A 14,254-nucleotide genomic window follows, 5' to 3' on the forward strand; every position below is an offset into this window, starting at 1 on the left:
GATTCTTATGTACCGGTATTTTTTTTGAGTCAATTATGTCATTGAAGGTTACTTCTAAAACATCTGCAATTTGTTGCAGTAAGATAACATCTGGAACAGATTTTACTAGCTTCTATATTACTTAATGTAGCCTGAGATATAAATAATTTATCAGCGAGGTCTTCTTGAAAAAGATTATTTTTTAGTCTTATTTTTTTAATACTTTCGTCGATACCCATTTCTAGTTATTAAATTTTTAATGAAAAAATTAATTATTTAATTGGAAAATGTAATATTTAGACTCATATTTGATTTAGGATTTTTTTGCAAAAACCTATTAATCAATTATTAACAAAATTATTTTTTTATTTGCCCTATGGATTGCGCTATTTTCATTTACAAACACTAAAAATGACATTAAGTTTTCTGATTTGGAAACATTAGAAGTAAATGAAATAATAAATTTTAGCATTTTCGGCAGATTTTGATTTTCACACATCTAAAATAAAGATTTCCAATAAGGTAATGCCAATGGGGTGGTATTATTAGTTATGGCGCTACTGAAGCAGTTGCTTCGGCAAATGCTCGCAAGTTGGCTGGGCAATATATCCAATCAGTTTATGGAAATAAATGTGAAATAATATAGATGTTAATCAAGTTTGCAAAGGTTTTATATAAAAGAAAATCTTCGCTTATTTTAAAAAAAATAAAAATATGAGAATGTTATTTATATTAATTCTGATTGTTAACTTTTCGAATGCGCATGCGCAAGAAAATAATTTAGTTGCGGATTATACCTATACCATAAAACACGAAATATTACCGTCTGCTACCACAGTTAATTCTAGACTTACTGCAAATGCGTTTGAGTCACATTACGAGATGGATTTTGTTGGAAACTTAAACTTTATTGAGGAAGAAGCCGGAGTTGATGGCGGATCTGCACTCGCTGTAAAAGTAAAGCAAAATCCAATAATATATAAGGATAATCAATCAAAGTACATTTATAGTATAGAAAGAATTTTTTTAAAACCGTTTCTAGTTAAAGATTCCATGAATATTTTTAATTGGAAAATTAATGAAAACAAAAAAGAGATATTAGGCTATTCCTGCCAGCAAGCTACTGTTCATTATAGAGGAAGAAACTATACGGCTTACTTTACTACAGAAATACCTTTTCAAACGGGTCCTTGGAAGTTTTATGGACTACCAGGACTAATTCTTGAGGCAGAGTCTGATGATGGTGTTTTAAAACTGAACATAAACAAAATAGCTATTAACACAACAACAACAACAACAACAGATATAGTTAATCCATATTTAGATATTAAATTACAACCTATATCATGGGATGAATATATTATTGAATATGAAAAAAAACACGAAGAATTTAAAGGGTTTAGAGACCCCAATGGGGGGACAATATCCATACCTAAAAGGATAATAGAAACATTAATAAGTGATAAATACCTTTCAGAGAACCCTTGATTTCTTTTTACATAAATATTAAAAGAGCCATACTTGTTATGGTTTTCTTTTTTTTCTGCATAAATTATACACATGCACAACATAATTTGTCTGGAACTATAACTGACGCTGAAACTAAAGAACCCGTAAAGTTTGTAAGTATAATAATAAAAGACAATAACAATACTATACTTTCATATACCTCCACAGATATCCAAGGTTTCTATAAAATAAATATTCCCGAAAACCACACGGAATTTTTTGTTACTACATCTATGTTAGGCTATTTTCCAAAAACCATAACTTATAAATTAGATACTAAAAGTGCGCCAAAGTATACATTAAACATTGCTGTTTCTCAAAGAACATCTAGTTTAGATGAAGTTTTAATTGAAACAAAAAAACCAATATTAGTTAAAAAAGATACCACAGTTTATAGACCAAACCAATTTAAGGATGGATCTGAACGTCATATTGAAGATTTATTAAGCAAACTTCCAGGTATAACCATAGCCGATAATGGTAGCATTCGATTTAAAGGTAAACAAGTAACCAGAGTGTTATTAGATAATGATAACCTGTTTGATGCTAATTATACAATAGGAACACGAAATATTAATCCAGAAATAATTGAAGAGATTGAAGCTATTGAAGACTATCAGAAAAACCCTTTACTTAAAGGAATTGAAAACACAGAAGATGTTGCATTAAATCTTATATTAAAAAAGGGAAAAACGGATGTTTCAGGAGAAGTTGATGTAGGTCTAGGTATAAAAGATAAATATGACTTAAAATCAAGTATGATTTCTGTTTCAAAAAAAATTAAAGGATTTGGTTTAATAAATTATAATAACATCAATCAAAATCAGAGTCCCTATAATTTTTCATCAAATACTTTTGATTTATCAAAAGCTAATGAATTAGAATTAAGAGCAGATAACTTTTTAAACTCCAACAACTTAAACTCTATTATACCTGAAAATTATATAGGAGAAAACAAGAACCTGTTTGGAAGTATAAATGCCCTAAGCAAAATTTCAGAAAATACATCTATCAGAATCAACTACAATCACTTAAGTGATAGGTTAATTTTACAAGATTTTAATAAGATTGACTATAATTTATCCTCTAACAATTTAATAATAACAAATGCGAGTAATCAAATAAAAAAACCAAATGTTAATGTCTTGGATTATGAAATTATTAATAGTCTAAAGCCCAATCAACTTTTAAACTTAAAAGGTAAGCTTGATTATACCATTGTTGAATCAAGATTATTAACAACCAATAATAATCAAGTTTTTAATGAGGTTAAAAAAAGTGAGGACTTTTTTTTAAATCAAGAATTGAATTTCACCAATAAAATTGACAAAAATAAAGCTTTCCAAGTTTTATCTAATTTCTCTAGCAATAATATTCCCCAAAATTTCAACTTGACAAACCCAACAGATGAAAATACTATTCAGCAGCAAATAAAATTCAAAAAAAACACCTTTAATATACAGTCCAAATTTCTTTCTAAAGTTAAAAGTAGTAGTTACGCCGCTTCATTAGGTTTTTATAATCATAAAAGCACTTTAGAGTCAAGTAATAATGTCTTCTTTACAGGTTATTCCAATTTCAACAATACGTTAAAAAATGATAATTCTTTATATTTAGATGTGAATTATGAATTTTCAAAAAATAAATGGATGTTTAGTTTAGAGAACAGGTTGTTGTTTTCATATATAAAAATCACTGATAACGCTTCTATTTATAAAGATAAAACTATAATTTATAATCCTTCATTTAAAAGTCGTTATTTAATAAATAACGTATCCAGCGTATATATTAATTTCAACATTAATAACCAAGCACCTGAAATTGCTAAAAAACACTCTGGCTTAATTCAAACGAACAATAGGTATTTACAAGCCAATAATTTTAATTACAATTTAATTAAAAATGAAAACTTATCACTGGGATATAGAATAAATGATTTTTATAATTTATTTCAGTTCAATTCTTATGTGAATTTCTCAAAAAGAAACTTTGATTATCTCAATAACATGTTTATAAGTGAGGAAAATACAATTAATATTTCAAGCATTCAAGAATTAAATAATACGAGTTATAGGTTTGGAATAGACACAGAAAAATATATTCACTTTTTCAAATCCACCTTTAACTTAAAAACGTCATATACTATAAATAACTATAAAAACAGTATAAATAATGAGGGGTTAAGAGATAATATTAATAAATCCTTGTTTTTAAATCTTGATGTTAGAACTGGTTTTAAAGAAAATCTAAATTTTGAGAACAGTATTATTTTTCAAAATAATACATTCGCTTCAAGTACTAACAAAAAATCTACTTTTACTACATTTCAGAATAATTTTACCACCAAGTACAAACAAGATAATTTTTGGATACACTTAGATACTAAATATTTTAATCCGGATGTAAGTACTAAAAGTAAAGGCGTATTTTTTGCAGACATAATGTTTAATTACGTGCAAAAAAACAAGAAGATTGAATATAGCTTACGGGTAAGTAATTTATTTAACACTAAAAGTTATATTGAAACGAACTCATCCGATTTATCTACTTCAACCTACAGTCAGAAACTTTTAGAGCGCTACATATTAATTTCAGCTAAATTTAAACTTTAAAGGTTATTTAAAAGAAAAGGCGATCCGTTTGGATCGCCTTTTTTGTATACGTAGAGTACCTACTCTATTTAAAGAAATCTATAATCCCTTTTAATTGAGATGAATCCTCAAAATTAGTATTCTGAATGGCACTTACCAGAGTTGCCATTTCTTCTGGTCGCATGCTATCACCTAAAACTCTAACAATTCCGAAGCCCGTTTCTTTAGAACTCGCAAAAACAATTATCTCTTCCGCGCTATCATCATCACCAAGGTATTTTATAACAATCTTATTACCGCTATCATTAAACTCCATAAGTTCTGTGTACTTCACATCACTTAAAATAGTTTGAACTTTTGCAAGTTCAGTGGTATAAGTTGCCAAATTGGATTCAGTCGTTTTGTAACCTAAAAAATTTAAACGCTGCACCGATTTATAGGCCGCTTTCTGCTCCTTTGTTAAAGTAGTTTCGTCCATTATAACAATAGAAGTTGGAATATCAGCCGACATGAAATCTATTGTCTCCTGGCGATCTACAAAATAAGTTTGCAGCGTTTCTCCAGAGTTACAGCTTGCCAGCGAAATAGCCGCTAGCAAACTGAAAATGGTATATTTAATTGCTGTTTTCATTCAGAATGTTTATTTCTTATTAGTATTTTCCAAATGCTTTCCACCTGGAATACCCATTTTTTGAGTTAATTTTGAAATTTGATTCAAATTAATATCCCCAGTTAAAGAAACGACTATGGTTTCAAACTCGCGTTTTTTACCATTCATATTCACGTCCATATCTTTTGTAATAGCACCTAGCCCATCTACGAACATGAGGAATTCACTTACATGATCTGAATCGCGACCCTCTTGCACATAAAACGTCATATTCATCCCATCATCCTTCACTACCATTAATTCTTCAAGTGACGATTTACGCGACTTAACCCATTTAGCAACATCATCAGAGATACTTTTATTTCCAGTTGAAATCATTTTAAAACTAGTAATGCTATTAACCATACTAATGTATTCTTTCGATTCTGGATCGTCTGTATTAATATCCATTTTCGCCAGCATTTGAAACATTTTCGGCTTAATAGAAACATAAGTTACGTCTGGGTTATCACTGAATTTAGTAAAAATATCTTGTGCTTGAGAAGCAAATGGCATCATTATTAGCGCCAAAACGAACATTAGTGTGTACTTTTTCATAATTGTATTTTTTGAGTTGTTAAAATTTTTGTTACTATCACTTTCAGCGATATGTTTCTTTTTATTTATTAATTTCATTTGTGTTATTTTATATTTTTAAAAATTCTTTCTGTTGGGTTTCCCATTGCCTTTAAGTAGTTAACTTTAGAAACACCTTCATTAATAGCATCTAAATAGCCTACTTTCCCAACGCCTTTATTCATTTGAATGGAAATCATTTCTAACGATTTCACCACTTCATTATAGGCTAACATAGGATCATCATACGTTCCTAAATCGTCTGCTTGTTGAAACGGTTTATTAAAATAAAAGCTTACTGAAAGCACTGCTATTGCAGCAACCGCTATCCATTTATAATTAAAGACTGATTCCGATTTTAAGGGTATTTCTTTTGTATAAACGTCTTGCTGATTTACTGCAAAGTAAGTAAACATAGGTTTATACACTTCCAAATGTGATGCCACATCTTCTTGAGAAAAATAGTGCTTTAACTGTGCTTCCTCTTGAAGTGTCGTTTCAGCATTTTCGTATTTTTCAAGTAACTTTTCTATTTTATTTAATACCATAATTATGTGTATTAGTTAATTTTTCACGTATTATTTTACGAGCTCTAGACAATGCCACACGGACTGCTGCTGGACTCATATCCAACATTTTCGATATTTCATCAAACTCATACTGTTCAATGTCTCGTAATTGAACCACCATTTTTTGTTGTTGTGGTAAACTTTCCATAATCCTAGCAACCCATTCTAAACTATCCTTTACCTCAACTCCTTTTTGTAGAGACACGCTATGGTCTTCATAATTACTATGCACGATTTTTAAATTCTGCGCTTGTTTCGATTTTAATTTATCCAAGCAAAAGTTTTTTGTCATCGTCATGGAGAAAGCTTCTACATTTTTATAGTCGCTTATTTTCTTTTGATTATTCCATAATTTCAAAATAACTTCTTGAGTTGCATCTTCAGCTTCTTCCCTAGAAACAAGTAGTCGTTTTGCTAAACGAAAGATTTTATCTTTAAATGGCATGACAATATTTAAAAACTCTGTCTGTGTCATAGTGCGGTTAATTGGTCATAGTTGGTTTCTGGCTACTTAATATTACGACGAATGAATTTCGATATTGTTACAAATATTTTTTATTTTGTTATAAAGTAACTACTTTTATTCAGTTAAAAATTAAAATTTAATACGCACTTACTATGAAAACACGCTTGTACCTTATGATTGCCTTAGGAGTTTCCACTATTTTTATGGGTTGCTCTGAAGATTTGGACGACAATCCCACACCTACTAACGACTTAAATGGCTTTGTCTGGCGCGGTTTAAATACTTATTATTTATACAAAGATAATGTGCCAGATTTAGCTAACAATCGCTTTGCATCAGGAAACTATCAAGCTTATTTAAATAGTTATTCATCTCCAGAAGATTTATTTAATCATTTAAAATACCAACCTCAAACAGTTGATCGGTTTAGTTGGATAACTTCAAATTATATTGAATTGGAGGAGCAATTAAGTGGCACAACCCTAAACAACGGAATGGATTTCGGCCTTATGCGCTATCCAAATGGATCCAATAATGTATTTGGATATGTAGGATATGTTCTACCAAATTCTGACGCCAGCAACGAAGGTGTAGAGCGCGGTATGATATTTAATAGTATTAATGGAACAGAACTAAACACATCAAATTATAACAGCTTATTAAGTACTGCAACATATTCCATAAATTTAGCTAGTTATGATGACAAGGGAACTCCTGAAACTAATGATGATACCATAACTTCAAACGGTCAAAGCATTACTTTAAGTAAGTCATCAAGCACAGAAAATCCTATTTTTAAATCGGAGGTTTTTAATGTAGCAGGTGCCAATGTGGGTTATTTAATGTATAATGGATTCACCAGAGATTTTGACTCGCAGTTAAATGATGTTTTCGGAGAATTTAAATCACAAAATGTTCAAAATTTAGTATTGGATTTACGTTACAATTCTGGAGGGTCAGTTAATACGGCTATTTTATTATCAAGTATGATAGCAAATAAGACGGGTGAAGTATTCAGTACAGAACAATGGAATAGCGATATTCAATCGGTTTTATCAACCGAAGATGTTACCAATTATTTCACGAATAATGATGGCGGTACCCCTTTAAATATTTTAACCCTCAATAAAGTCTATATTTTAACTACCAAGCGCTCCGCTTCGGCAAGCGAACTTGTTATAAATTGTTTAGACCCTTATATGGATGTTGTTCATATTGGTACGGAAACCGCTGGAAAGTTTCAAGCATCCGTAACACTTTATGATTCACCAAATTTTAATAGAGCTAATGCCAATCCTTCTCACCTATATGCTATGCAGCCTTTAATTTTTAAAACAAAAAATTCGTTAGGTGTAACTGATTACAGTCAGGGCCTAACTCCAAACATTTCTTTACCTGAAAATTATGGTAATATGGGTGTTATTGGTAATGAAACCGAACCACTTTTAGCTACTGCTTTACAACTGATTTCAAATGGTAATCGTATGAGCTTTCCTTCTATTAAAGCATTAGATCTTATTGGTGATAAAACTGATTTTCTGCCAGTTTCTGTTGGAATGTATAAGTAAAAATGAAATTACAGGACATTTAAATTTGTCATAAAATTATTAAAATTAAACTACGCTTTTTTGTAAAAAACCCAGGCATGACGTCTGGGTTTTATCATAAATATCTATTCTAAACCTACCTTTTATATAAAATAGCCCAAGCAGTAGTTACTTCTAGGTCAAAACTTTCTGTGATTTAAACATTACTTTTTAAAATTTGATTTTAGTTAGTTAAAAGTGAGAAATGCTTTCAATCATTAAAACGCTAAATTATTAATAATACCGCTTTAATAATTTAAGCAAACGCATTTTTATTGGTAGTTTCTCATTAGTTAAATACTAGGAGTTTTCAGTATTAATTAAAGGCTATTTTAAACCTTAAAAAATATTTATTAAGTACTAACGCGACTATGAAAATGCATTAAATATAATAACTTCGCCTTTAATAGATAATTAATGAAGCCTTACAAAACATATATTAACTGGAGCACCGGCAAGGATTCGGCTCTAGCACTTTATTATTTAAAGCTAGACAATAGCTACAGTATTGAGCAACTCGTTACAACAGTAAACAGCAGTTATAATCGTGTTACTATGCATGGTTTACGAATAGATTTTATTGAGAGGCAAGCTACTTCAATAGGAGTACCATTTTCTACAATAAAACTACCAGAACAGCCCAGTATGGATGACTACAATCAGCTTATGATTACGGCCACTTCAAACCTTAAAGAGCAAGGTTTTACACATTCTGCATTTGGCGATATTTTACTGGAAGACCTTAAGTTATACCGCGAAAAACAACTAGGAAGCCAAGGAATAAATACCGTATTTCCACTTTGGAAAAGAAATACTAAAGATTTAATGCAGGAGTTTCTTGATTTAGGTTTTAAAGCTGTCATAGTTTGCGCAAATGCTAACTATTTCTCGGAGGATTTTGTTGGTAGAATTATAGATGAAGATTTAATTGCTAATTTACCTGATACAGTTGATCCATGCGGCGAGAATGGTGAATTTCACACCTTCTGTTTTGATGGGCCAATTTTTAAAACACCAGTAAATTTCGAAATTGGTGAGAAAACTTACCGCGAGTATCCAAGTCCGGATTCAGCAGGTACTCTTTCTGGCTTTTGGTTTTGTGATTTGTTACCTATGGCATAAAAAAATACCACGATAACTAAACATAGTGTTTTGTATCGTGGCATTTCAATTAAATGAAATTATATTACTGCTTGATCAGCTTAAACAAGCCATTTTTATTTTGCGATGAAATTTTCACAATATAAACACCTTGCTTTAAATTAGAAATATTAATCTGTTTTTCAGATGTATTATTTAGTTGCTTTACTAATTTCCCAGTTATATCATAAATTTCTAAATCAACAACTTGGTTAAGACTCTTTATATTAAAGAAATCTGAAGCGGGGTTTGGATATATTTTCAATTCAACCATGTTATCATCTACAGCACTCATGGTTTTCGCGTTATTTATTACTCCAACAGCATCTAAATCAAAACCACTAGAGCCAAAAGGTGTTGGAAATGGATCATTTATTATATTTCCATAGGAATCATAAGAGGCAAAAGCAGGGTCTATTGTTCCAACCACGTCAATTACTTTAACATGTGTGATACTATTTTTATCCAAAAGCGCGTCGTTAGGAATGTCGGCTAAATCGAAAGGTGTTCCAAAACCAGTACGATATTTACCCGCTAAATTATTGATATACGTAGCATCAACAGCTCCAAAACCACCGACTTGCGTATCGGTTTGCGTCTGACTGTGATTAGGGAATCTGAAATAATTAGCACCATCTGAACTCACTTCAACGAAAGCTAATTCTAAAAAGGTATCACTAAAAGAGTTTTCAAAAACTGCAAAATCATAGCCTGGTTCATCAGCAATAGGTATATCAAATGTTAAAATAGCCTCTCCACGATCACCTAAACTCACAATCGCGTTATTAGCAATACCTGTAGCGTTAGTCTCCGTACCAACAGTAGCATTACCGCTTCCAGAATCTGTAATATTCATTAATCCTCGTGTCACAGATGCACCTGAAGCCCAATCAATAAATAACGTGTTACCTTTAGCAATGGCAGTCGTTCCAGTTTGACCTGCAGGTGGCGGGTATATACCCAAAGGCATAGTATACTTATAAATTCCATTTGGATTAATTCCAGCTGTATAGGTGTTTTGGTAAATTCCAGAAATATTATAAGTAAAAACCTGACCTTCATTTGTATAATCACCAGCATCTGTTAAATAAAACAAATTATCTACAAGCGAAAATCCATAAGCCGACAACATACCTTCAGCAGATGTATTAATAAATTCTGTTGTTGGTAAGCTAGCTGAAAAATCAAAATTATAAATGTTATTATTTAACACATAATAAGCATTTCCATTTTCAACTTGTAAAAAATCTGGATGATTACCCATTGTAAAATTATAGATATCCTTTAAAGAAAAATCATTTAAATCTATTCTGAATAATTTCGCTAAAGTTTCATCGCCTGTCCACGCTGGTTTTCCACCACAAAGTACATATAAATAATCATCATCAGCTACAATAGAATTTGGAACATCCCCTACTGTAATTTCTGAAACCGAATAGTCTGTTAAATTTATAACCGAAACAATATTACCATGACCATAACCACCTTTGTGTGCTACAAATAGCTGGTTATTCTTTTTGATTATTTTTTCTGGTCCTTCACCTACTGGAATCGTAGTTGTTATAGTATTCGTAGCTAAATCTAATACGGCTACATAAGAGGCATTTGGATCTGATGCATTTCCCCAATTTGTAATATATCCTAAACCGTTATCAAATTCTATATATCGTGGATTCTCAATACCTATTGTTACTTTTGCACTATATGCAAATGTCGAGCGTTCGACCACATTAATTTCATTACTCCCGTTGGATACTACATAAGCATGATCACCATAAAAGCCCATGCATTGTGCAACGTCTCCTATAGTCTTACCAGGGTTTTCGGATGTAAAAATACCGTTGTTTATAGTTCCTGAATCACTTAAAAAAGATAAGGAAGCGTTAGAGCTACCAAACCCACCTTCATTTAATATAAAAACACCATTATCATAATTAGCTTGCGCAAAGCCAGAAAAGGCTAAAAGACCAAAAATAAAAGGTATTAAGAATAGATAATTTTGTTTCATGTTTTCGTTTTTAAATTATTTAATTATTATTATAAAATCCGTTTGGAATAAGCTTAACATTATAGTTTTTTTTAAATTGGCCCTGTAAATTATATACTAATGCTTCGCCATTAGAAACATAGTCTTTAGCATCGGCTATATAGATATCTCCTTCAATAATTTTAAAACCATATAATACTCCCACATTCTGCGAAATGGTACTAAAAAGAGGTGCTGTAGGCAATGTGAAATCACTAAAATCTACTCTATATATTTCTCTATTTAGAGTATATAAAAGTGCATTATTATCTATTTGTAGATAGCCAGGATGAACACCAGATGCGAAAACAATTTCATCGGTAACTTGATTTGTTACCATGTTTATTTTTTGTATTCCACCTAATGTTTCATCACCTGTATAGTTGGCTTTTCCAGAACAAAGAACATATAAATCGTTATTGTGTATAACCATATCTCCTGGCACATCATAAACGGCAATAGTTGACGTAACGCTTTCCGAAACCGCATCAAGTACAGATATGGTATTACCATAGCCCCAACCGCCATAATGTGAAACATATAGAGTTCCATTATTATTTAATATCGCCTCTGGTCCTTCTGCAACGGGAATTGTTTTAATAACCACATTGGTTTCTGTGTCTAAAACCGCCACATAATCGTCCGTGGTATCTGCGGGATCACCCCAGTTAGTAATATATCCTTTATCACCATCGAAAGTCATATAACGCGGAGTTAAAATATCATTTTCAATAGTTGTAATAAGTTCAAAAGTGTAGCGATTTACTACTTCAATAGTATTTGAATTATTCACTACTATGTAAGCTTTATCTTCGTAAAAAGCCATGCTTTGAGCTACATCCCCTAATAATCTTCCATTAACAGCATAAAATATATCGTTGTACACCTCTCCTGAATCATCAATAAAAGATACAGAGGCATTAGAACTCGTGTAGCCACCTTCGTTTAAAACAAATACACCGTTAGCGTAATCGCCAGAAGGTGGTGGATTGTCAATAATAATTTCACGATCGTCACTGGTACAATTCTGCAAAAGCAAACCGGCAGCGAATACGACTACTAATTTTAAATAATTTTTCATAATTACTAAATATTAAAATTTAAATACACATTAAAGTTTCGACCCGGCATGGGTCTATTTAAAACACTTTCATAGGATTCGTTCCATAAGTTTAAAACTTTTGCACCTAATATATATGTGTTGTTCTTCCTTCCTAAATTATATTCTACACCAAAATTGGCAACCATATAGCTATTAAGAATATGTTCTGACGCATTATCGGTTGTAGTATAAACTTCGCCGTTTCGGATATATTGATAATAAGCAGACAGTTTTTTGTAATTATACCCTACAGCAGTCGTTAATTTATGATACGGGACATAAATTAATTGATTATCCGTTTTTTCGTTTGTTGAAACCGTATAGGCATAGGTTGCCGAGACATCAACTGTATGAGATGCAATACTTTTTTTGGCCGTTAAAAGCGCTTCAACTCCATAAATTTTGACGTTTTCCGCATTTTTTGGTCGCCAAACACCATTTACATCAGGCGTCCATAATAATAAATTTTGAACTTTATTATAATAACCATTAAGCGTCAGTGTAGCATTTGGAATATGTAAAATATGACTCATTTCCCCTTGATAAGATAGTTCAGGTTTTAAATCAGGATTACCGAGTCCTTCCCAATACATGTCATTATAAGTAGGGATTCTGAAATTTTTGGATGTATTTAATTTCAGACTATAAAAACGCGTTATTTCAGCTTGAACACCTGCTGAATATAAAAACGGGCTTTCATACACGCTATTTAATTCTTGACGTAAGCTAATCTCATATAAAAATCGTTTATTAACTTTATGTTTTAAGCCTAAAACAGCAGATCCTAAATGACGTTTTTCATGTTTTATATCAGAACCTTCGCCATTATTTTGATTATAATTAAAGCCTCCACTTATAAGCATTCGGCCTAATTCATAATCTAAATTATATTTTAAAAACAAACTCCCTACATCGCCATAACTATAATAATCTCTAGCAATGTTCGGGTAGTATTTATAATTTTCAGTAATGTAAGCAACTTTAGTATTGGAGATTATGCCTTTAAATTTGGAGACCCATTCCACCATACTTCGGGTGTTAAAATCATCGTACTTACTTTCTAAAGCATTCGGCGTTGGAAGAGAGAAATTTCGTTTGCCATCATATATATTGGAATACAAGTTTATAGCATTTTTCTTGTTTAACTTAAAACCAAAAGTCGTGCTGATATTTGTATTCTTAAATTGTCCATTTTTGTTAATTCGTTCAGTTCCTTGATACTCATAGTTGTTTTCGGAACCTTGATTCGAAATGCCTAATGAAAAACTCGTGTTTTTTGTTGAATAACTTGTTTTATAATCGATTCCATACGTATTATAACTTCCATAGTTTAAAAATAAATCGTTTTCAAACCCAGTATTGTAGTCAATTTTATTTTCTAAATAAATACTACCACCAATAGCATTACTGCCATCTACAACGCCACCACCACCCGACTTTACAATTACCTGATCATAGCCTCGCGTATTAACTGTATTAAAATCTGTTTGACCTGTAGTTTGAGAATTTATATTAATTCCATTCCACAAAACGGCTGTTTGTTGTGCTGTGGTGCCTCTAAAGCTAGGTGAAGAAACCATACCTAAACCATTTTCTTTTAAGTAAATAGTGGTATTATAATTTAAAAGACTGGTAAGTGAGGTTGGGTTCCGTTTTAAAATACTATCGCTTAAAATCGTTTGCGTTGTGGTATAAACTGAATCTTTTAATTTAATATATTTTAAACTGACTTCGTTCAACTCCGTAACTGGAGCATCTTGTGCAAAATTTGCACCAAAGGAAAAACACATCAATAATGTAAAATATCGATTCATAATCAGTTAGCCCTTTACCCGAAAGCCTTTAATTTTAAGGTTACGAAATTGGCAGGTCTCCTGACTTACGTCTTCATGTTGGTCTTCCCATCCTTAAATAGACAGTGACTTGAAGTTTAACATGAAGCTTGATAGCATACAGTTGCGGGAACAGTTCTGGATTTTAACCAGATTCCCTTTTAATTGAGGTAATCTTGATTTTTTTGAAAAAACGCAAAAAAATCTTGATTTACCATCAAACCAAATT

The 14,254-nt window shown here is 31.4% G+C and carries 12 protein-coding genes and 1 riboswitch; of the genes, 4 read left to right on the plus strand and 8 right to left on the minus strand.

Translation table 11 applies throughout. From position 1 onward, the window contains the following. Positions 1–38: 38 nt before the first annotated feature. Positions 39–218, minus strand: a complete 180-nt coding sequence (locus tag BZARG_RS16180; protein ID WP_040288042.1) for a helix-turn-helix transcriptional regulator — start codon at positions 216–218, stop codon at positions 39–41. 475 nt (positions 219–693) lie between these two features. On the opposite strand from BZARG_RS16180, the gene BZARG_RS15190 reads away from it, so the two are divergent. Then, a complete protein-coding gene (locus tag BZARG_RS15190) occupies positions 694–1,467 on the plus strand; it encodes a GLPGLI family protein (protein WP_008636182.1) in 774 nt (257 codons plus the stop codon). Positions 1,468–1,505: 38 nt separating this feature from the next. After that, complete coding sequence (locus BZARG_RS05265; RefSeq protein WP_008636081.1) at positions 1,506–4,100, plus strand: TonB-dependent receptor; 2,595 nt, start codon at positions 1,506–1,508, stop codon at positions 4,098–4,100. Positions 4,101–4,164: 64 nt separating this feature from the next. On the opposite strand, the gene BZARG_RS05270 is transcribed toward BZARG_RS05265, so the two are convergent. The 4 genes from BZARG_RS05270 to BZARG_RS05285 all read right to left on the minus strand — a co-directional run bounded on the left by BZARG_RS05270 (position 4,165) and on the right by BZARG_RS05285 (position 6,348). Continuing rightward, on the minus strand, positions 4,165–4,710 hold the full coding sequence (locus BZARG_RS05270; protein WP_008636210.1) for a DUF4252 domain-containing protein: 546 nt from the start codon (positions 4,708–4,710) through the stop codon (positions 4,165–4,167). A gap of 9 nt (positions 4,711–4,719) precedes the next feature. Further along, entirely contained in the window at positions 4,720–5,286 is a 567-nt protein-coding gene (locus BZARG_RS05275; protein ID WP_040288051.1) for a DUF4252 domain-containing protein, read from the minus strand. 83 nt (positions 5,287–5,369) lie between these two features. Continuing rightward, on the minus strand, positions 5,370–5,852 hold the full coding sequence (locus BZARG_RS05280; protein WP_008636085.1) for a hypothetical protein: 483 nt from the start codon (positions 5,850–5,852) through the stop codon (positions 5,370–5,372). Continuing rightward, positions 5,839–6,348 carry an RNA polymerase sigma factor gene (locus tag BZARG_RS05285; RefSeq protein ID WP_008636142.1) on the minus strand — a complete coding sequence of 170 codons (510 nt, stop codon included), beginning with the start codon at positions 6,346–6,348 and terminating at the stop codon, positions 5,839–5,841. Before BZARG_RS05285 ends, BZARG_RS05280 begins: the two co-directional genes overlap by 14 nt. 143 nt (positions 6,349–6,491) lie before the next feature. On the opposite strand from BZARG_RS05285, the gene BZARG_RS05290 reads away from it, so the two are divergent. Beyond that, positions 6,492–7,907, plus strand: coding sequence for a S41 family peptidase (locus BZARG_RS05290; protein WP_040288043.1), 1,416 nt, complete (start codon positions 6,492–6,494; stop codon positions 7,905–7,907). 435 nt (positions 7,908–8,342) lie between these two features. After that, positions 8,343–9,047, plus strand: a complete 705-nt coding sequence (locus BZARG_RS05295; protein WP_008636077.1) for a Dph6-related ATP pyrophosphatase — start codon at positions 8,343–8,345, stop codon at positions 9,045–9,047. A gap of 64 nt (positions 9,048–9,111) precedes the next feature. On the opposite strand, the gene BZARG_RS15985 is transcribed toward BZARG_RS05295, so the two are convergent. Genes BZARG_RS15985 through BZARG_RS05315 form a run of 3 tightly spaced genes read right to left on the minus strand, consistent with a single transcriptional unit; the run spans position 9,112 to position 14,007 of the window. Beyond that, positions 9,112–11,073, minus strand: a complete 1,962-nt coding sequence (locus BZARG_RS15985; RefSeq protein WP_008636239.1) for a DUF5074 domain-containing protein — start codon at positions 11,071–11,073, stop codon at positions 9,112–9,114. A gap of 19 nt (positions 11,074–11,092) precedes the next feature. Beyond that, positions 11,093–12,172: a YncE family protein gene (locus tag BZARG_RS05310; protein WP_008636205.1), complete on the minus strand. Its 1,080-nt coding sequence runs from the start codon at positions 12,170–12,172 to the stop codon at positions 11,093–11,095. Between the two features lie 5 nt (positions 12,173–12,177). Further along, positions 12,178–14,007: a TonB-dependent receptor plug domain-containing protein gene (locus BZARG_RS05315; protein WP_008636247.1), complete on the minus strand. Its 1,830-nt coding sequence runs from the start codon at positions 14,005–14,007 to the stop codon at positions 12,178–12,180. 33 nt (positions 14,008–14,040) lie between these two features. After that, positions 14,041–14,240: riboswitch (cobalamin riboswitch) on the minus strand. Positions 14,241–14,254: the final 14 nt, after the last annotated feature.

It is taken from the genome of Bizionia argentinensis JUB59 (assembly GCF_000224335.1).
Taxonomy (GTDB): domain Bacteria; phylum Bacteroidota; class Bacteroidia; order Flavobacteriales; family Flavobacteriaceae; genus Algorimicrobium; species Algorimicrobium argentinense.